The sequence below is a fragment of the Exiguobacterium sp. HSB13 genome, assembly GCF_056764755.1.
The window spans coordinates 1,227,658-1,245,891 of the sequence record NZ_JBUZOM010000001.1 but is presented as its reverse complement, the minus strand read 5'-3'; the positions used below and the strand labels follow the sequence as shown (position 1 = coordinate 1,245,891).

General features: G+C 46.2%; 22 protein-coding genes. 21 read left to right on the top strand and 1 reads right to left on the bottom strand.

Going from position 1 to position 18,234, the window contains the following annotated elements; genetic code table 11:
- Positions 1-25: 25 nt before the first annotated feature.
- The 6 genes from ACZGCQ_RS06805 to ACZGCQ_RS06780 all read left to right on the top strand — a co-directional run bounded on the left by ACZGCQ_RS06805 (position 26) and on the right by ACZGCQ_RS06780 (position 5,419).
- Positions 26-220, top strand: coding sequence for a hypothetical protein (locus ACZGCQ_RS06805; RefSeq protein WP_152995552.1), 195 nt, complete (start codon positions 26-28; stop codon positions 218-220).
- Positions 221-291: 71 nt separating this feature from the next.
- The gene (locus tag ACZGCQ_RS06800; RefSeq protein WP_481265921.1) at positions 292-1,176 is read left to right on the top strand and encodes a MerR family transcriptional regulator; all 885 of its coding nucleotides are present in this window, start codon (positions 292-294) and stop codon (positions 1,174-1,176) included.
- 58 nt (positions 1,177-1,234) lie between these two features.
- On the top strand, positions 1,235-1,825 hold the full coding sequence (locus ACZGCQ_RS06795; protein WP_481265920.1) for an adaptor protein MecA: 591 nt from the start codon (positions 1,235-1,237) through the stop codon (positions 1,823-1,825).
- Between the two features lie 138 nt (positions 1,826-1,963).
- Entirely contained in the window at positions 1,964-2,908 is a 945-nt protein-coding gene (locus ACZGCQ_RS06790) for a D-alanine--D-alanine ligase (RefSeq protein ID WP_481265919.1), read from the top strand.
- 134 nt (positions 2,909-3,042) lie between these two features.
- Entirely contained in the window at positions 3,043-4,308 is a 1,266-nt protein-coding gene (locus ACZGCQ_RS06785; RefSeq protein ID WP_023468654.1) for a Glu/Leu/Phe/Val family dehydrogenase, read from the top strand.
- Positions 4,309-4,429: 121 nt separating this feature from the next.
- The gene (locus tag ACZGCQ_RS06780; protein WP_481265918.1) at positions 4,430-5,419 is read left to right on the top strand and encodes a YpdA family putative bacillithiol disulfide reductase; all 990 of its coding nucleotides are present in this window, start codon (positions 4,430-4,432) and stop codon (positions 5,417-5,419) included.
- A gap of 53 nt (positions 5,420-5,472) precedes the next feature.
- Here ACZGCQ_RS06780 and ACZGCQ_RS06775 read toward each other — a convergent pair whose 3' ends face one another.
- Entirely contained in the window at positions 5,473-6,441 is a 969-nt protein-coding gene (locus ACZGCQ_RS06775) for an asparaginase (protein ID WP_481265917.1), read from the bottom strand.
- A gap of 167 nt (positions 6,442-6,608) precedes the next feature.
- Here ACZGCQ_RS06775 and prsW point away from each other — a divergent pair, with 167 nt between their 5' ends.
- The 15 genes from prsW to ACZGCQ_RS06700 all read left to right on the top strand — a co-directional run bounded on the left by prsW (position 6,609) and on the right by ACZGCQ_RS06700 (position 18,216).
- Positions 6,609-7,286, top strand: a complete 678-nt coding sequence (gene prsW / locus ACZGCQ_RS06770; RefSeq protein ID WP_481265916.1) for a glutamic-type intramembrane protease PrsW — start codon at positions 6,609-6,611, stop codon at positions 7,284-7,286.
- Positions 7,287-7,305: 19 nt separating this feature from the next.
- Complete coding sequence (locus ACZGCQ_RS06765) at positions 7,306-7,962, top strand: flagellar brake protein (protein WP_481265915.1); 657 nt, start codon at positions 7,306-7,308, stop codon at positions 7,960-7,962.
- 76 nt (positions 7,963-8,038) lie between these two features.
- On the top strand, positions 8,039-8,713 hold the full coding sequence (gene cmk / locus ACZGCQ_RS06760) for a (d)CMP kinase (RefSeq protein WP_029342016.1): 675 nt from the start codon (positions 8,039-8,041) through the stop codon (positions 8,711-8,713).
- On the top strand, positions 8,710-9,309 hold the full coding sequence (locus tag ACZGCQ_RS06755) for a lysophospholipid acyltransferase family protein (RefSeq protein ID WP_214727262.1): 600 nt from the start codon (positions 8,710-8,712) through the stop codon (positions 9,307-9,309). The genes cmk and ACZGCQ_RS06755 overlap by 4 nt, the downstream gene beginning before the upstream one ends.
- Before the next feature lie 102 nt (positions 9,310-9,411).
- Positions 9,412-10,545: a 30S ribosomal protein S1 gene (rpsA, locus tag ACZGCQ_RS06750; RefSeq protein WP_023468647.1), complete on the top strand. Its 1,134-nt coding sequence runs from the start codon at positions 9,412-9,414 to the stop codon at positions 10,543-10,545.
- 123 nt (positions 10,546-10,668) lie between these two features.
- Positions 10,669-11,979: a ribosome biogenesis GTPase Der gene (gene der, locus ACZGCQ_RS06745; RefSeq protein WP_029342014.1), complete on the top strand. Its 1,311-nt coding sequence runs from the start codon at positions 10,669-10,671 to the stop codon at positions 11,977-11,979.
- Between the two features lie 14 nt (positions 11,980-11,993).
- Entirely contained in the window at positions 11,994-13,019 is a 1,026-nt protein-coding gene (locus tag ACZGCQ_RS06740) for an NAD(P)H-dependent glycerol-3-phosphate dehydrogenase (RefSeq protein ID WP_029342013.1), read from the top strand.
- Positions 13,020-13,058: 39 nt separating this feature from the next.
- Positions 13,059-13,235: a DUF2768 domain-containing protein gene (locus tag ACZGCQ_RS06735; RefSeq protein WP_034786022.1), complete on the top strand. Its 177-nt coding sequence runs from the start codon at positions 13,059-13,061 to the stop codon at positions 13,233-13,235.
- Positions 13,232-13,966: a hypothetical protein gene (locus tag ACZGCQ_RS06730; RefSeq protein WP_029342012.1), complete on the top strand. Its 735-nt coding sequence runs from the start codon at positions 13,232-13,234 to the stop codon at positions 13,964-13,966. Before ACZGCQ_RS06735 ends, ACZGCQ_RS06730 begins: the two co-directional genes overlap by 4 nt.
- Positions 13,967-14,051: 85 nt before the next feature.
- Positions 14,052-14,324 carry an HU family DNA-binding protein gene (locus ACZGCQ_RS06725; protein ID WP_012370671.1) on the top strand — a complete coding sequence of 91 codons (273 nt, stop codon included), beginning with the start codon at positions 14,052-14,054 and terminating at the stop codon, positions 14,322-14,324.
- 140 nt (positions 14,325-14,464) lie between these two features.
- Positions 14,465-15,043, top strand: coding sequence for a heptaprenyl diphosphate synthase component 1 (locus tag ACZGCQ_RS06720; RefSeq protein ID WP_029342011.1), 579 nt, complete (start codon positions 14,465-14,467; stop codon positions 15,041-15,043).
- A gap of 22 nt (positions 15,044-15,065) precedes the next feature.
- The gene (locus ACZGCQ_RS06715) at positions 15,066-15,773 is read left to right on the top strand and encodes a demethylmenaquinone methyltransferase (protein WP_481265914.1); all 708 of its coding nucleotides are present in this window, start codon (positions 15,066-15,068) and stop codon (positions 15,771-15,773) included.
- 1 nt (position 15,774) lies between these two features.
- A complete protein-coding gene (locus ACZGCQ_RS06710) occupies positions 15,775-16,737 on the top strand; it encodes a polyprenyl synthetase family protein (RefSeq protein WP_023468640.1) in 963 nt (320 codons plus the stop codon).
- Positions 16,738-16,830: 93 nt separating this feature from the next.
- Complete coding sequence (gene ndk / locus ACZGCQ_RS06705) at positions 16,831-17,247, top strand: nucleoside-diphosphate kinase (protein ID WP_029342009.1); 417 nt, start codon at positions 16,831-16,833, stop codon at positions 17,245-17,247.
- A gap of 192 nt (positions 17,248-17,439) precedes the next feature.
- Positions 17,440-18,216 (top strand): CheR family methyltransferase, encoded by a 777-nt coding sequence (locus tag ACZGCQ_RS06700; protein ID WP_029342008.1) that lies wholly within the window; start codon positions 17,440-17,442, stop codon positions 18,214-18,216.
- Positions 18,217-18,234 lie beyond the last annotated feature (18 nt).

Below are 18,234 nucleotides of genomic sequence, written 5' to 3'. Positions count from 1 at the left end.
ATTTTTCAAGAAAAGGTGATGAACATTGAGTAAACAAGATCAGCGACGGTTGCATCAGAACGAAGAGGGTCAGTCACTGCCACCGCGTTCTTCGCGTATCGAACACGTTCGAAACGAGCGATTAAAACAACCATTTCGAAAAAATCCGTTAGCCATCACGCTGACGGTGCTCATGATCACGATCATCATCGCCTTCGTCTCCATTGGTTTCATGATGTAAGGGCACATTGTGAACGGAGATTTTTTTCCTTTCAGCGTATACTAGAAAGGAAGGGGAAGGAGGCACGATGCATGGATCGTGGGAAATATAATATCAAAGCAGTCGCTGCGTTAGTGGGACTCAACCCGACGACCATTCGTGCTTGGGAGCGGAGATATCAGGTGCTTGATCCGGATCGAAGTGAATCCGGACATCGCATCTATAGTGATAACGATGTCGCGAAATTGCGATGGATCGTCGATAAACAAAAAGAGGGATTGTCTGTCTCTAAAGCAATCCAGTTGTATGAAATGCCGGTCAATCGGGCTGAAGTACCGCACGATTACGGAGTCGAACTGCGAGATCAATTATTCCGGGCATTGACGAACTTCGAAGAGCGTCACGCGCATGATATTATGAATAAAGCATTTTCGATGTTTAGCTTCGATAAAGTCATTCAGGACATCGTCGGTCCACTTTTGCATGAGATTGGAGTGAAGTGGGAGTCGGGTGAGATTACGATTGCGCATGAGCATTTTGCGACGGCATTTCTGAGAGCTCGTCTTTCGACATTGTCGTTACAGATGCCGATCAATCCGTTCTTACCACGAATCGTCTGTGTTTGTGCGCCGGAAGAAGAACACGAACTCGGACTACTTTTCTTTACACTTTATTTACGACAATCTGGATTTGATGTCATTTTCCTCGGTTCCGGTATACCGGTTCAGGACTTGGTGACGGTTACGCATCAGCTGCAACCGAAAGCCGTTATTCTTTCCTGCACGTTATCCGATCATTTACCGTTGCTCGATGAAGCGCTAGCGCGTTTGATGAATGATTTTCCGGATCTTGAGATTGGTCTTGGTGGTTATGCGGTCGATCAACTGCCGGAACGCTATGGTCCACATTTACTTGGTGCAGACGATCAATCTTGGAAAAGTTGGTTAAGTCGACTCACTCCGACAACTGGTGTATAGTATGGTTCATAACGAACGGAGACATCTGTGTTTCCGGTTTTGACTGGAGGAGTCTATTATGAGGTTTGAACAAATGAAACAAGGACACCTTCGTGTCTTCATCACTAAGCAGGAGTTATCGCTTCACGACGTCCGACCAGAAACGTTAGCTGTCGGGAAGGGACAAGCTTTATTGCGTAATCTATTAGAAGAAGCCGAATCGAATTTTGGTTTTCAAGCAGCAGGAACACTTGAATTTTTCGTCACATTCTTTCCGAATGACGGGATGCTCGTTGATGTACGTCGTGAAGGAGAGTTGCCAGAAGAGATGAATGAGGAGTTCGATCAAGTCGAAATCCGCATGACAGTCGATATCGTCCATCACGTCTTATATGCTCTACATTCGCTCGAAGACGTCATTCAAGCGAGTCATGGATTATTGCGACATATGCCTCTTACAGAGACAGGTGGTAGCCTCTACTTCTTCGAGGGAAGCTATTATCTCTATTTCCAAGAACGAATGAACGAGTCGCTCGAGCAGACGGTGACGACGATTTTGTCTGAATACGGTGAACCAAGCCCGAAAAGTCCACTCGTCATGGCGGAGTATGGGAAAACGATTCAGGCTGAACATGCTGTCGCAACGATAGCTGAACAGTTTAATATATAAAACATCAGGTGCGACGTTCCCTCATAGGGGATGCCGCACCTTTTTGTCTTCTGCTGGAAGTGGCACCATTTTGTATTTTTTCATCGTCAGAAGGATGGTATGATAATCATTGAACGTAAGAAGAAGGAGTGAAGTAGGATGAAAGTGGCAGTATTATACGGTGGGACTTCAGGAGAACGGGAGGTTTCATTAAACAGTGGAAAGTCGATCATGGAAGCACTAAACAGTAAAGGGCATGAGGTCACGGCTGTTGATTTCCACCCTGATCAAGCGCATGAACTCTTCCAGCTGGATGTAGATGTGGCTGTCATCGCTCTTCACGGGAAAATTGGTGAAGATGGACGCGTACAGGCATTGCTTGAACTGGCAGACATTCCATATACAGGTTCAGGAGTTTTAGCGTCAGCGCTTGCGATGGATAAGGCACGTTCGAAAGTTCACTTTGATAAAGCAGGCATTACGATCGCCCGTGATGTGCTGTTAGAGCGTGGAGATGATGTCGAAGCAAAAATCGCAGAGTGGAATGGTCAATTTCCTTGTGTCGTCAAACCAGCACAAGAAGGCTCATCAAACGGATTGACGATTGCTCAAGACGAGACGATGTTACGTGAAGGAATCGCGAAAGCCTTTGAAGCGGACGATGCAGTGCTTGTCGAACAGTTTATTAAAGGGCGTGAAGTGACAGTGCCTGTCGTCGGACATAAAGGTGCAGAAAAAGCACTGCCGGTCATCGAGATCATTCCGAAGAACGCTTTTTATGACTATGAATCCAAATATGCCATCGGAGGTTCGGAGCATATTTGTCCTGCTGAACTGGATGAAGCAACGACAGAAAAACTTCAAGAATGGGCTGTTAAAGCGCACCAAGTACTTGGCTGTGCAGGATACTCGCGATCTGATTTCCTTGTGCCGGAATCCGGGAATCCAGTCATCTTGGAGACGAATACACTTCCTGGTATGACCTCGACCAGTTTATTCCCGGACGGTGCACGAGCAGTGGGAATTGAATATCCGGAATTGGTCGAATATTTCATGGAACTGGCGATCGAACGACATCGTCAAACAAAACAACCAAATCAATGATATCCTAGGAAAAGAAGTGAGAAAGCGCTTACAAATATAGGCGTAACCCCTTTCATTACGTTCGAGAAAAGAGTATACTTTATCCGAACAAGGAAACGGCATAGGGGATGCCACTTATGGGGAGGAACGTTGGAATGATCACTGACCAACAACATGCGAATCACCGCAAGAACGTACTGGAAGCAACACAAGAAATCGTCAAGGAGGCACTAGGGAAACTTGGTTATCCAGACGAGATGTACGAATTACTTAAAGAACCACTCCGGATGTTGACAGTCCGGATTCCGGTACGGATGGATGATGGTTCGACGAAAATCTTCACAGGATATCGTGCGCAACATAACGATGCCGTTGGACCGACGAAAGGTGGAATCCGTTTCCACCCAAACGTGACGGAAGTCGAAGTTAAAGCATTATCCGTCTGGATGAGTCTGAAAGCTGGTATCGTTGACTTACCATACGGCGGCGGTAAAGGCGGAATCATCTGTGATCCACGTGAGATGAGCTTCCGTGAAATCGAACGTCTCAGCCGTGGATATGTCCGTGCCATTAGTCAAATCGTTGGACCGACGAAGGATATTCCAGCACCTGACGTTTTTACGAACTCACAAATCATGGCATGGATGATGGACGAATATAGTCGAATCGATGAATTCAACTCACCTGGTTTCATTACAGGGAAACCACTTGTCCTCGGTGGCTCACACGGTCGTGAGACAGCAACGGCGAAAGGTGTCGCCATTATGATCCGGGAAGCGGCTGCTAAAAAGGGAATCTCGCTTGAAGGCGCACGTGTCGTCGTTCAAGGGTTCGGCAACGCCGGAAGTTTCTTATCGAAATTCATGTATGACTTAGGTGCAAAAGTCATCGCGATCAGCGATGCATACGGAGCACTTCATGATCCAAACGGTCTCGATATTCCATATCTACTCGACCGTCGTGATTCGTTCGGTACCGTGACGACATTGTTCAAAAATACGATCTCGAATAAAGAGTTGCTTGAACTTGAATGTGATATTCTTGTTCCGGCAGCAATCGAGAATCAAATCACAGAAGACAATGCGCACGATATCAAAGCAGCGATCGTCGTTGAAGCGGCTAACGGTCCGACGACGAACGAAGCGACGAAAATTCTTGCTGAACGTGACATCCTGATCGTTCCGGATGTTCTTGCTTCGAGTGGTGGCGTAACGGTTTCTTACTTCGAATGGGTACAGAACAACCAAGGATATTACTGGACGGAAGAGGAGGTACACGAAAAACTTGAAAAAGTACTCGTGAATTCGTTCAATCAAGTCTATCAGACAGCGCAGACGCGAAATGTCGACATGCGACTTGCCGCCTATATGGTCGGTGTCCGGAAGATGGCGGAAGCATCTCGATTCCGTGGCTGGGTCTAATACTAGGATGAACGTCCGCTTCTTCTTTACGAAGAGCGGACGTTTTGCATTGCAATTTCTTTCGTCTATTGTAGAGATTTGCTAAGATATAAAAAAAGCAACCGGAAGAGGAGATATTCGAATGTTAGATTGTATCGTAATCGGTGCAGGACCGTGTGGGTTATCTGCAGCGATCGAAATGCAAGATCGAGGACTAGACGTCAAAGTGCTCGAAAAGGGAAATATCGTCGAAGCGATCTATCGTTATCCGACGCATCAAACGTTCTTTTCAAGTAGTGAAAAATTAGAAATCGGTGGTGTACCGTTCATCAATAAGGAATTAAAACCGCGACGTCTCGATGCTCTCGTCTATTACCGAGAAGTCGTCAAACGAAAACAGTTGACGATTCGTCCGTTTGAGACGGTCGAGCGGATTGAACGTCAAGCGGATCATTTCATCATCCATTCGGAGCGTTCCGGGCAAAAAAGAATCCGAGAAGCTCGCTCCGTCGTACTTGCGACAGGCTATTATGGTTTACCGAACCGCATGGACGTTCCTGGAGAGGAATTACCTCATGTCTCGCACTACTTTACGGAAGGACATCCTTATTTTGATCAAGATGTCGTTGTTATCGGTGGGAAAAACTCAAGCGTCGATGCAGCGATCGAACTTGAAAAAGCGGGGGCACGTGTGACCGTTCTTTACCGAGGACCGGCCTATAGTCCATCAATTAAGCCATGGGTGTTGCCGAACTTCGAATCTCTCGTTCGTTCGGAAAAGGTCAAGATGATTTTTGAGGCGACGATTGAAGAAATCACGGAACAAGAGGTCGTTTATCAAATAGATGGAGACAAACGAACCGTCCGTGCTGATTTTGTATTTGCGATGACCGGATACACGCCAGACGTCGGTTTGTTCGCTGACACAGGCATCACGATTGATCGCGAGACCGGTATTCCGAGTCATGACGAAGAGACGATGGAATCGAATGTACCGGGCATCTATATCGCAGGTGTCGTGGCAGCAGGATATGACGCCAATAAAATATTCATTGAAAATGGACGTTTTCACGGTGCGAACATTGCAAACCATCTCGTTGAACGGTTACGTGGTGCATCGATACAAGCCTAAACAAAACCTCTTGATTTGGAAGATAAATTTCCGAATCAAGAGGTTTTTTTCATTTATTCAACGCGAAATGATTCTTCGAGTTCTAGTTGTGAAGCATTGATTTCGAGTTCGACCATCAGTTTAAGCCGCGCTTTTTGTGAATTCAGTCCATTTGAGAAAATGACGCCGAGTTCTTTTAATTGTTGTCCGCCACCCGTATATCCGTAGACGTCTTGAACGATTCCGTTGAAACAGCGACTGACGATGACGATCGGCATGACGGTAATCAATTCAGCGATGGCATCCACGATACTCGGTGGTACGTTCCCTTGACCAAGGACTTCAAGGACGAGTCCATCATAACCGAGCTGTTTCACAGCAAGTAATAAGTCGGGTTCCATACCGGCATAGACTTTGAGAACGGCGACCCGTTTGGAGAGCAAAGTCACCATGTGTGTTTGTTTTAAAAGCGGTGTATTGAATAAGTAGACATGATCCTTCGTCACCATCCCGAGATTTCCAAAATGAACGGATTTGAACGTATCAACGGATGACGTATGCGTTTTTGTGACATTGAATGCCGAATGGATTTCCCCGTTGAAGACGACGAGGACACCTTTTCCGCGCGCAGCTTCACTGACAGCAACACGAAGTGCCGTAATCAGATTAAACTCACCATCTGATCCGACCTCATTGGATGAACGCATGGCCCCTGTCAAAACGATCGGAACTGGAGCACCAAGCGTCAAATGTAAGAAGTAAGCCGTCTCTTCGAGCGTATCCGTACCGTGAGTGATGACGACGCCATCGTAATGTTCCTTCTTTAGCTCGCTCTCTATGAAATGGGCTAGACGCAACATGATGTCTGGTGTCATATGAGGAGAAGGCAAATTGGCGAAGTGACGCGTCGTGATGTTGGCGATATCTGTTGCTCGTGGAAGTGAAGCATCGAGGGGGTTGATATCATTTGGTAAGACATGACCAGAATGATCCTGTGCCATCGCAATCGTTCCACCCGTATGGATGAGTAATAATGATTTCATGCTAAAGGGTCCTTGTCTACAGACAGAAGACCTTCACCTACTTTCTATAACAGATTCAATTTGTTCTTCCATATTGTAACCTTTTTTTCTCCTGAGACAACGAGGACGTTTTCTTTTTTCCAAGAAACCTTTATTCTTATTAAGAGGAAGAAAGGGGGAGAGGAAGCGTGGTTCAAATCGTTTTCTCCGGAGTTGCCCCAGGCATCGCACTCCTAACTTATTTTTACCTACGGCACGAACACGAATCGGAGCCGGTCGGATATATTCTCCGAAGCTTCATTTTCGGCATTTTACTCGTCTTTCCATTAATGTTCATCGATTACATCGTCCAGACAGAGTTTGGCGGTCGTGAAGAGGTACAATTGATCCGAACAGGAGTGACAGAAGAATTCGCTAAATGGTTCGTCGTTTTCTATACGGTCTACATCCATCAACGTTTTAATGACTATTACGACGGGATTATCTATGCGGTAGCCTGTTCGCTTGGGTTTGCAACGCTAGAGAATATTCTGTATCTGATGGTGAATGGAACAGTCGAACATATGCTATTCCGGGCGCTCTTGCCGGTATCCGGTCATGCTTTGTTTGCGGTCATCATGGGATTCTTCATGGGGATGGCGAAATTCTCGCCTCATCCTTATCGGTGGTTATCGCTGTCCATAGCACTTCCGGTATTTGCGCATATCTTATTTAATTTGTTAATATTGGAAAATGGTGGTATATCTTTTTTGCCAATCGTCTTCATGGTCATCCTATGGACGATCGGATTATTTCAAGTACGAGGTGCCAATCGTCTAAACCGGCGATTTAAACGAAAAAAACAACATTCAGATGGCATCGAATAGAGAGTAGGAGCGAAGTAGTATGATGGAAATCGGGGATTTGGTAATGCTTTCGAATAGTGAGGATCGACAAGGACGCTCAAAGGTGACGGCCGTGACGAATCGATTGATTTGGATCGAAGCACCTAGTGAGGTCGCGACACTGAAGACATTCATCTTGTCAGAGCAAGAAGAAGTGTCCTTTTATTTCTTTAAGGAGAAGGGTAAATTATTTGGGTTTGATACGGTCGTCGTTGAACGACAAAATGATCCACTTCGCGGTCAACGATATGCTCTGAGACGACCGAAGGATGATCAAATCGAGCGCATCCAACGACGTCAGTTCGTCCGAGTACCGCAAATACTTGATGTCGCCGTACACCCACATAAAACACAATTCGACCCGTTTACGACGGTGACGCTCGATTTGTCGGCTGGTGGAATGATGATCTTGTCGGATCAATTACCGATTGCTAAAGATGAAGAGGTGGAAATGACATTCATTCTGCCTACTGGTGAAGGTGTATCAAGCACGCTAGACGTCGTCGCTGAACTCGTCCGAATTGATCGGCGCGAAGAACGATACGAATTAGCTTTCCAATTTACGATGATTCCCGACCGAAGTCGTGAGCTTGTATTGCGTCACTGTTATCAAATGCAAATGAAAAGTTCAAGAAGGGGCATGAATCCATTCACCTGACCGCATTTTTTTGCTATGATAACGTTCGGAAGAATGAATCCCTATTAATCATAGGGAAGATGGAAGGACAGGATGGATGATGAAAAAGATTCAAATTGCTTTAGATGGACCAGCGGGTGCTGGGAAAAGTACGATCGCAAAACAATTGGCAGCGCGCCTTGACTATGTATACATCGATACAGGAGCCATGTACCGAGCTGTGACGCTGGCAGCACTTGAACAATCGCTTGACCTCAACGATGGTGAAGTGCTCGGAGAATTAATGAAATCGCTTGATATTCGTTTAACACCAGGTGAAAACGGGCAACGTGTCTTTATTGGTGATCGCGAAGTGACGGATGCGATTCGTTCCATCGAAATCACGAATAATGTCTCGTTCGTCGCTCGTCAAAAAGAAGTCCGGGCTGCACTCGTCACGGCACAGCGGAAATTAGCTGAACGCGGTGGGATCGTCATGGATGGGCGTGATATCGGCACAGTCGTATTGCCGGATGCAGAATTAAAAGTCTTTTTGACGGCAACTGTGGAAGAACGTGCTGCTCGAAGACACCGCGAAAACATCGCGCGTGGGATGGACAGTGACATCACGGTTCTTCAAGAAGAGATCGCACTACGCGATAAGCGCGACAGTGAGCGTGAAGTCTCGCCATTGCGTCAAGCTGACGATGCGCTATATCTCGATACGACAGAGATGACGATCGATGAAGTCGTTGTCCGCTTGATGGAACTAGCAGAGGGTGTCCTAAAATGAAACGTCAAGATACCGTTTACCGGATTGCGCGGTTTGTCGTCTGGGTCATTGCGAAAACTGTCTTCCGATTGAAAGTGACAGGGCAAGAAAATATTCCAAAAGACGGTTCCTTACTCGTCTGTGCCAATCACAGCTCGAACTGGGACCCGGTTTTCCTCGTCAGCGCGATTCCGCCAAAACGTGCAGTTCGTTACATGGCAAAAGAAGAACTGTTCAAAGTTCCTGCCTTGAAACAATTAATGATTGCAGCAGGAACATATCCTGTCGGTCGCGGTCAAGGAGATCGTCAAGCTTTAAAACGGACGATTGAACTATTGAATTCAGATGAGACGGTCGGTATTTTCCCAGAAGGAACACGTTCCGCACCAGGTGAATTTACAGCAGCACAACCAGGAGTTGGGTTCTTTGCGTTACGATCGAATGCTCAGATTTTACCGATTGCCATCATCGGATCTTATCGTCCGTTTAAACGGATGCACGTCGCGGTCGGAAAACCGGTTGATATTTCGGATTTACGTGACCAGCGGGGTGCAGCGAAAGCGATTTCTGACCGAATCATGGACGAAATCAAATCCGTCTACTTCAATCACGCTTAATACCTTGACAAATAGTCAGAATTGTAAGAAGTTAGAAGCAGGATAAACGCATTGACATGTGTCAGGCGTTTCTTGTACTCATCGTGAGGAGGTTGTTTTGGAATGGTCGAAGAAATGAAAGATATGCCTGATTTTGAAATTCATCGGGACCAGGTAGTTACCGGAATGGTCGTGAAAATTGAAGACAAGCAAGCACTCATTGATATCGGATATAAAACAGAAGCCATCTTACCGATCAGCGAAGTATCGAGTCTTCATCTCGATGATATTCGCGGCGTGCTGAACGTCGGAGATGAACTACAAGTGAAGGTCAAGAAAATCACGGATGAAGAGGTCGTCGTCTCGAAACGAGAAATCGACGCGCTCAAAGCGTGGGAGCAAGTAGAAGAAAAGTATAAATCAGGTGAGATCTTTGAAGTTGTCGTCAAGGACATCGTCAAAGGTGGACTCGTCGTTGATATCGGTGTCCGCGGATTCATTCCGGCGTCACTCGTCGAACGGCATTATGTCGAAGATTTCTCGGATTACATCGGTCGTTCGATCGAAGTCAAGGTCGTTGAACTCGATCAAGAGAAGAACCGTGTCATTCTCTCGCACAAAGCTGTCGTTGAAGGCGAATTGAACGCGAAGAAAAAAGAGACACTCGAAAATTTAGAAGTAGGTCAAATACTCGAAGGTACAGTCCAACGTTTAACGGACTTTGGTGCTTTCGTTGATATCGGTGGCGTCGACGGTCTCGTTCATATCTCGGAGATGGCACACCACCGTGTCGAACGTCCTTCGGATATCGTCACGGAAGGTCAAAAAGTCGAAGTCAAAGTACTTGGTGTCGACCGTGATACGGAAAAAGTCAAGTTATCGATCAAGGAAACACAACCTGGTCCATGGCAACAGATGGAAGGGAAGATCGAAGCTGGCGATATCGTCAAAGGACGTGTGCGTCGTCTCGTCCAGTTCGGGGCCTTCATCGAACTTGCGCCGCAAGTAGAAGGACTTTTGCACATTTCGCAAATCGCGAACCGTCATATCGGTTCACCTTCGGAAGTACTCGAAGAAGGGCAGGAAATCGAGGCGAAAGTACTAGAAGTGCGTCTTGACGAGCATAAGATTTCGCTATCAACACGTGTTCTTGAAGAGGAAGAATCATCCGCTGACGATTACTCGGATTATACGAATCAATCAGAAGGATTCTCGGTCGCTGACTTGACTGAGGACGATTCTGATCAGAAAGAATAAGCAATGACACAAAGCGGACACAAGCGTGTCCGCTTTTTATATGCGGTTTGTTATGGTATATGACAGTTTGATTTGATACAATAGAACGGCTATGAAGCGAGAGAAGAGAAAGAAGGTGTTGGGATGGCAATTCCAGTCGTGGCGATCGTAGGTCGCCCAAATATCGGAAAGTCGACGATTTTTAACCGGGTGATTGGAGATCGGGTTTCAATCGTAGAAGACAAGCCAGGCGTTACCCGCGACCGTATTTACGGAACTGGAGAATGGCTGAATCGTCATTTTCATTTGATTGATACAGGTGGAATCGAAGTCGGGGATGAGCCCCTACTTCAAATGATGCGTCATCAGGCGGAGCTCGCCATTGATGAAGCGGATGTCATCATTTTCATGGTGAACGGACGCGAAGGAATCACAGCAGCGGATGAGGAAGTCGCGAACATGTTGTTCCGTTCGAACAAACCAGTCGTCGTAGCTGTCAACAAAGTCGATAACTTTGAAATGCGTGATTTAATGTATGAATTTTACTCCCTTGGATTCGGAGACTTGTTCCCGATTTCTGGTACGCATGGTCTTGGTCTAGGTGACTTACTCGACCGTGTCCTTGAACTCGCACCAGATAAAGAAGAATTAGAATATGACGAAAGCACGATCAAGTTTGCCTTGATTGGTCGTCCGAACGTCGGGAAATCAAGTATGACGAACTCGATTCTCGGTGAAGAACGCGTCATCGTTTCAAACATCGCCGGTACGACACGCGATGCAATCGATACACCGTTTACGCGAGATGAGCAAGAATACGTCATCATCGATACGGCAGGGATGCGAAAACGCGGGAAAGTCTATGAATCAACAGAACGTTTCAGCGTCATGCGTGCTCAAAAAGCAATCGAACGGGCAGACGTCGTCTGTGTCGTGCTTGATGGCGAAGAAGGCATCATCGAGCAAGATAAAAAAGTGGCGGGATATGCGCACGAAGCAGGTCGCGCGGTCATCATTGTCGTCAATAAATGGGATGCTGTCGAAAAAGATGATAAGACGATGAAAAAGATGCAAGAAGAGATTCGGGAAGAATTCCGTTTCCTTGACTACGCACCAATCGTCTTCGTCTCAGCGAAAACAAAACGTCGTTTGCAGACGTTGTTACCGGTCATTCAACAAGCAGCGCACAGTCATGCGCAACGGATTCAGACAAGCGTCTTGAACGATGTCATCGTTGACGCTGTTGCGATGAACCCGGCGCCGACGGATAAAGGGGTTCGTCTTCGGATCAACTATGCGACTCAAGTCGCGTCACGTCCGCCAACGTTCGTCTTGTTCGTCAATGATCCAGAATTGCTGCACTTCTCTTATAAACGATATCTTGAGAATCGGATTCGGGAAGCATTTGATTTTACAGGTACACCAATCCGGATTTTAGCTCGTCAAAAACAATAATGAGGTGAGTCAGTATGACCAAAATCGCTGTCATCGGAGCGGGAAGCTGGGGAACAGCGCTCTCGCTCGTTCTAGCCGATAATGATCAGGAAGTCATGCTTTACGGTCGTGAACAAACAAACGTCGACCGCATCAATGAACATCATGAAAATGCGCAATTTTTGCCGGGGGTCATGTTACCACAATCATTGAAGGCGACGACGGATCTTAAAGTGGCGGTTGAAGGTGCAACACATATCTTGATTGTCACACCGTCCTCTGCGATTCGTTCGGTTTCCCGACAATTGAATGACTTGTTGACGGAACCAGTCGTTCTGATTCATGCATCAAAAGGAATTGAGCCAAAGACCCATCTTCGGTTGTCAGAATTAATCGAAGAAGAGGTCGATCCTGCGAAACGCAAGGCGGTTTGTGTCTTGACGGGTCCTTCGCATGCCGAAGAGGTCGCGTTACGTAAACCAACGACAGTGACCATTGCATCGGATGATTTAGAAGAGGCTGGTCGTGTACAGGAGCTGTTTACGAATGAAAACTTCCGCGTCTATCTAAATGCGGATATCATTGGAGCTGAACTTGGTGGGGCGCTCAAAAATATCATTGCGCTTGCCGCAGGTATGACGGATGGTCTCGGTTACGGGGACAATGCCAAAGCAGCATTGATTACGCGTGGAATGGTTGAAATTGCACGTCTCGGTACGATGCTTGGAGCTAACCCAATGACGTTCACTGGATTGACGGGAATGGGTGACTTGATTGTTACTTGTACATCGGTTCATAGTCGAAATTGGCGTGCGGGGAATGCCATCGGTCGCGGTGAAAAGTTAGAGACGGTGCTAGAAAACATGGGAATGGTCGTCGAAGGTGTTCGTGCAACCCAAGCGGCATATGATTTGGCGGAGACGAAACAGTGTGAACTCCCAATCACTTCTGCCCTCTACCATGTTCTCTTTGACGGTCATACACCGGAAGAAGAAGTCAAAAAGTTGATGCAACGACCACAGAAAAATGAGATCGAGCATCTCTTCACGACGAAAGATTAACGGAGTGGGGTGGAAACCTTGAGTCCAGGATTAATAAAAATGTGGATCTCGTTCGCTGGCATTGGACTCTTTGCGATCAGTGTCTTGCTGGTCACAGTCAGTCGGACGAAGTTGAAAGGGATATGGCAGGTTCTCGTATCGACTTTGGCATTCGTATGTTTCATCGTTGCGTCGATCATCATGGTGTTCATCGTCATGGCGGGGCCAAGCGCATGAAGAAGTGGTTCGTCATCCTCATGCTCATTCCGGTGACGTTGTTATCGGGTTGTCTGTTTCCAGACAGTCAGAAACCGTCGAACCGCGTACCGTATCCGCAACAGTTACGTACCGTACAGGATGCTGTCGATGCGTATCAAAAAGACACGGGTGTTTTGCCAATCAAGACGATGGAAGCAGATACTCCGCTCATGGAGCGTTATCAAATCGAATTAGGGCGGCTCATTCCGCGTTATATGAGTGATCCACCATCAAACAGTTTTGAAGGTGGCGGAACATTCATCTACTTGTTAGTTGATGTCGATACGAAACCGACTGTTAAGTTGATGGACTTACTTGTTGCAGAAGAGTTACAGAAGCTCCAAGTCCGGATTGATGCGTATCGGAAGAAGAACGAAAAGTATCCGTTTAAAGGATCGTTCGGAAAAAACCAGTTTACGCTTGACTATAAAAAACTATTCATCAAAAAAGAACCGACCGTTCCAAGTCCGTATTCAGATGAAAAGTTGTCGATCTATGTCGATGGTCAAGGACGCCTGTTCATCAACTATTTACCTGAGTTGAAGAAAGCTGTTCAAACTGCGAAGAAAAAGCCGAAAGTCGGTCAGGATATTCGGTATTTGCTCTATGAAGATCAACCTTTTGTTCCTGCCTATTCTCAAAGCTACACGATAAACGAAAAAGGCGAACCTGTGTTTTCAGAGGAATCGAGCGAAGAATCTGAAAATTGAACGTTATTTACACGAAAATGTTGTAATAGCAACGTTTATGGGGTATGATTACCCTCGAAGAAGTGATTGGGAGGGGGTGAAAGTAATGAACAAAACTGAACTCATTCAAGCAGTCGTCGAAAAATCAGGTCTTACAAAAAAAGACGTGACGAAAGTTGTTGAATCAACATTCGAATCGATCACTGAGACACTTCAGTCTGGAGAGAAAGTCCAATTGATTGGATTTGGTAACTTCGAAGTCCGTGAGCGTGCAGCCCGTAAAGGTCGCAACCCACGTACAAAAGAAGATATCGAGATTCCAGCAAGCAAAGTACCTGCCTTCAAACCAGGTAAAGCATTGAAAGATGCTGTGAAGTAATCCGGCTACATAGTCGCCCGAGATTTTCTCGGGCGGCTTTTTTGTGGACATTCAGAAGCGTGAAAGCCCGCCGATTATGGTATATTAAAAAAGAAGAACGTCCATCAACGAGATGGCACTGGAGATCGGGGGGTAAAAGCATGGAACAACATGAGCTGCGCGTGGATGAAATCATCACTGCACTCACCACTAAACAAACGACACGATTGGCTCGACATGTGGATTTCCCTTCCATCGATCGTGAACAGATCAGTTGGTTGATTGATGTCGCTCAACATGACACGCTGGATACGGAAGCACTCGTCAAAGCGATACATTTCGCACAAGTAGCGCTACGTCTGCATGAGCGTGTCAATGAAACGCTACGCGGTTCGAAGGAGCGACAGTTGCTTGTATTAGCGGGGGATTTATTCTCGAGCTACTTTTTCGAACAGCTAGCTGGGTTACCAAAAGAGGTTCTCGTTTCACTCGGACGGACAATTCAACGGGTCAACGAGGCAAAGTGTGCCCTTCACGAAATGAATTATGCATCGACGGAAGAACGGGTTCTCTTATGGTTAACAGCAGAGTTCGGATTAATGCAAGGACTCGCGGCAATCACGAAACGAGAATGGCTGACACGACAGGGGCGACAGATCATTCAACAACAGGCAGAACAATTGGATCTGGTCGCACAGAAATTACTGTTATCGCATCTCGAGCAGATGGCGGTAGCATAAGATCTTGGAAAGGGTGAGCGGTGTGCAGGCAAAAGATAAAGAAAAAAAAGTATATGAAGTGTTTCAATCGATATCAACGAACTATGATCAAATGAATTCAGTCATCAGCTTCCGACTGCATAAACTATGGAGACGCGAAACGATGCGCCGGATGCAAGTCTTCCCAGGCGCTAAATGTCTCGATCTTTGCTGTGGGACAGCGGACTGGACGATTCAACTGGCGAAAGCAGCCGGTCCGACAGGGGTCATCAAAGGACTTGATTTTTCAGAAAACATGCTGAGAGTCGGCGTCGAGAAGGTAGAATCGCTCGATATGAAAAACATCGAATTGATTCACGGAAATGCGATGGATCTACCGTTCGGTGATAACTCGTTCGATTATGTGACGATCGGTTTTGGTCTACGCAACGTACCTGATTATCTACAAGTCATCAAAGAGATGCATCGTGTCTTAAAACCAGGTGGAACGGTCGTCTGTCTCGAGACGAGTCAACCGACTGCGCCACTTTTCCGCGAAGCATATTCATTGTACTTCGGGAAAATCATGCCTCAGGTCGGGCGATTGCTTGCGAAATCATACGATCAATACAACTGGCTACAAGAATCGACGGAAGTGTTCCTCGACCGCGTCGAACTGAAACAACTCTTCGAACAGGCAGGCTTCATGCAAGTGGAAGTCAAGGCATTCGCGGGTGGGGCTGCTGCAATGCACCTTGGGAAGAAGTGGTGAGATGTCACTGCATTCCATATACCGTGATGTCACGAAGGAAGTTAATTTAGTCGATCGTTTTCTGATCAGTCATATCGCCTCTGAGGAACCAACGATCGATGCGGCCGGAAAACAATTGTTGAAGGCTGGTGGAAAACGGATTCGACCAGCGTTCGTATTGTTAGCGTCTAAATTCGGTGAGGCAGATCGAGATGAACTGATTCGTGTGGCAGCAAGTCTTGAACTTGTCCATATGGCGTCACTTGTTCATGACGATGTCATTGATGATGCGGAACTACGACGAGGAAAACCGACCGTCATGCAATATTTCGATGAAGAAGTAGCATTGTATTCCGGGAATTATTTGTTTGGAGAGGCGATTCGGTTGATTGGTGAAGTCGGAAAGCCGGAACTTGTCCAAGTGATGGTCCATACGATGCGTGAAATTTGTGAAGGTGAGATTGAACAAATCTACGACCAATATGATTGGGAACAGTCGATTAAGCGCTATATCAAACGGATTGAACGAAAAACAGCCATTCTTATCGAAGCGAGTTGCCATCTTGGTGCAATTGTTGCGAACTGTTCTGCAGCCGATACGAAAGCGTTACGGTTGTTTGGACGAGATATCGGACTCGCTTTTCAAATTGCTGACGATTTGCTTGATTTCACCGCAAATCGCACAGAACTTGGTAAGCCAGTAGCAGAGGATTTGCGTCATGGACACAAAACGTTACCTGTCTTTTATGGTGCAGAAGATGCTGTCTTTTATGAACGTCTTTCGAAAATCGAGAGTATGCCAACGCATGAAGAAGTCGCACCGTTATTGTCGTTTCTTCAAACTTCCGGTGCTCTCGAACGAACGCAACAAACAGTCGATCATTATATCCATCGTGCCATCAAACGTCTTGAACCCTTACCTAAATCCTCAGCTAAGCGTTCACTTGAAGAAGTCGCACGCTACGTTGGAAAACGAAAAGGATGAAGATTGTCAAAAATTTCTTGCTGTTCTTCTCAAAAGCCAGTAAACTGACTATGTAAGCGCTTTTCTAAAAGCATTTCATAGGGGGAACTAGAGATGGAACAGACATTTTTGATGGTCAAACCGGATGGCGTAGAACGTGGATTGATTGGGGAAATCATTGGACGGATCGAACGCAAAGGATTCATCATTCGTGAAATGAAAATGATGAACGTCACAGAAGAGCTCGCAAAAGCACATTACGAAGAGCATGCGGAAAAACCGTTCTTTGGAGAGTTGGTCACTTTCCTCACATCGGGTCCTGTCGTTGCACTTCGTGTCGAGGGTGCAGACGTCGTCGCTGTTTCTCGTTTGATGATCGGGAAAACAAAACCACTTGAAGCAGCACCTGGAACGATTCGTGGTGATTTCGCGAACACGATGAGTGAAAACGTCATCCATGGTTCAGATAGTGTCGAGAGTGCGGAGCGTGAGCTTTCCCTCTGGTTTCAAGGACAGCCAGTCAACGCGTAATAAATGAATGGAAAGACAACGGGGAGGGGATTCGATTTGATCGAATCCCTTTTGTCGTGTTCTTGTAAAACGGAATGACCCAATTGTCTAATTGCTTTTTGGAATGCCTATAGCTTTATGCTACTATAGAAAATAAGTTGAACCGGTCATGGAGATGACCATTCGATATCGAGAGTGAGTGAGGTGTGCCAATTGCAAGATTATGAACTTTTTATTCAACGATTCAAGACCAAATCAGGGATTGACCTCGGTCAGTATAAAGAAGCACAGATGAAACGGCGATTGACGGCGTTACGTGATAAAAAAGGATACAGTACATTTGCTTCTTATATGCAGGCAATGGATAAGGACACATCGTTATACGACGAATTTTTAGATCGGATGACGATCAATGTCAGTGAATTTTTCCGTAATCCGATTCGTTGGCAACAATTGGAACAAGATATCTTACCGATCCTAGAGTCGCGAGCACATGGACGAATCCGGACGTGGAGCGCAGCTTGTTCGACCGGAGAAGAACCGTACTCCCTCGCGATGATTTTAAGTGAACGGCTCGATCCGTCCGCCTTTACGATTCAAGCAACAGATTTGGATGAACTCGTCCTTGAAAAAGCCAAGCTTGGTCGATACGGAGCTTCTGCATTGAATGAAGTCGTCGAAGCCCGTAAAAAGCAATACTTCATCGAGCAAGAGCAAACGTTCGAAGTCGTTCCGGAAATCAAACGACTCGTTCGTTTCAGTAAACATAATCTGTTAGGAGACCGGTACGATACGGGGTTTGATTTAATCATCTGCCGCAACGTACTAATTTATTTTACAGAAGAAGCAAAAGCACACGTCTATCGTTCGTTCGTCGAGGCCTTAAAGCCAGGCGGAATCCTATTCGTTGGTGGAACGGAACAAATTTTCCAACCCGAACGGTTTGGATTAAAGATGAAACAGAGCTTCTTTTACGAAAAAATCGGTTGAACAGGAAGGGATGAAGCG

Excerpts from the sequence above, each read along its gene's own strand:
- ACZGCQ_RS06775 (WP_481265917.1), bottom strand. The coding sequence starts at position 6,441 with ATGAAATCATTATTACTCATCCATACGGGTGGAACGATTGCGATGGCA.
- ACZGCQ_RS06795 (WP_481265920.1), top strand. The coding sequence starts at position 1,235 with ATGAGGTTTGAACAAATGAAACAAGGACACCTTCGTGTCTTCATCACT.
- ACZGCQ_RS06725 (WP_012370671.1), top strand. The coding sequence starts at position 14,052 with ATGAACAAAACTGAACTCATTCAAGCAGTCGTCGAAAAATCAGGTCTT.
- rpsA (WP_023468647.1), top strand. The coding sequence starts at position 9,412 with ATGGTCGAAGAAATGAAAGATATGCCTGATTTTGAAATTCATCGGGAC.
- ACZGCQ_RS06765 (WP_481265915.1), top strand. The coding sequence starts at position 7,306 with ATGATGGAAATCGGGGATTTGGTAATGCTTTCGAATAGTGAGGATCGA.
- ACZGCQ_RS06720 (WP_029342011.1), top strand. The coding sequence starts at position 14,465 with ATGGAACAACATGAGCTGCGCGTGGATGAAATCATCACTGCACTCACC.
- ACZGCQ_RS06710 (WP_023468640.1), top strand. The coding sequence starts at position 15,775 with ATGTCACTGCATTCCATATACCGTGATGTCACGAAGGAAGTTAATTTA.
- ndk (WP_029342009.1), top strand. The coding sequence starts at position 16,831 with ATGGAACAGACATTTTTGATGGTCAAACCGGATGGCGTAGAACGTGGA.
- ACZGCQ_RS06790 (WP_481265919.1), top strand. The coding sequence starts at position 1,964 with ATGAAAGTGGCAGTATTATACGGTGGGACTTCAGGAGAACGGGAGGTT.
- ACZGCQ_RS06800 (WP_481265921.1), top strand. The coding sequence starts at position 292 with ATGGATCGTGGGAAATATAATATCAAAGCAGTCGCTGCGTTAGTGGGA.
- ACZGCQ_RS06755 (WP_214727262.1), top strand. The coding sequence starts at position 8,710 with ATGAAACGTCAAGATACCGTTTACCGGATTGCGCGGTTTGTCGTCTGG.
- ACZGCQ_RS06740 (WP_029342013.1), top strand. The coding sequence starts at position 11,994 with ATGACCAAAATCGCTGTCATCGGAGCGGGAAGCTGGGGAACAGCGCTC.
- ACZGCQ_RS06730 (WP_029342012.1), top strand. The coding sequence starts at position 13,232 with ATGAAGAAGTGGTTCGTCATCCTCATGCTCATTCCGGTGACGTTGTTA.
- cmk (WP_029342016.1), top strand. The coding sequence starts at position 8,039 with ATGATGAAAAAGATTCAAATTGCTTTAGATGGACCAGCGGGTGCTGGG.
- der (WP_029342014.1), top strand. The coding sequence starts at position 10,669 with ATGGCAATTCCAGTCGTGGCGATCGTAGGTCGCCCAAATATCGGAAAG.
- ACZGCQ_RS06735 (WP_034786022.1), top strand. The coding sequence starts at position 13,059 with ATGTGGATCTCGTTCGCTGGCATTGGACTCTTTGCGATCAGTGTCTTG.
- ACZGCQ_RS06780 (WP_481265918.1), top strand. The coding sequence starts at position 4,430 with ATGTTAGATTGTATCGTAATCGGTGCAGGACCGTGTGGGTTATCTGCA.
- ACZGCQ_RS06785 (WP_023468654.1), top strand. The coding sequence starts at position 3,043 with ATGATCACTGACCAACAACATGCGAATCACCGCAAGAACGTACTGGAA.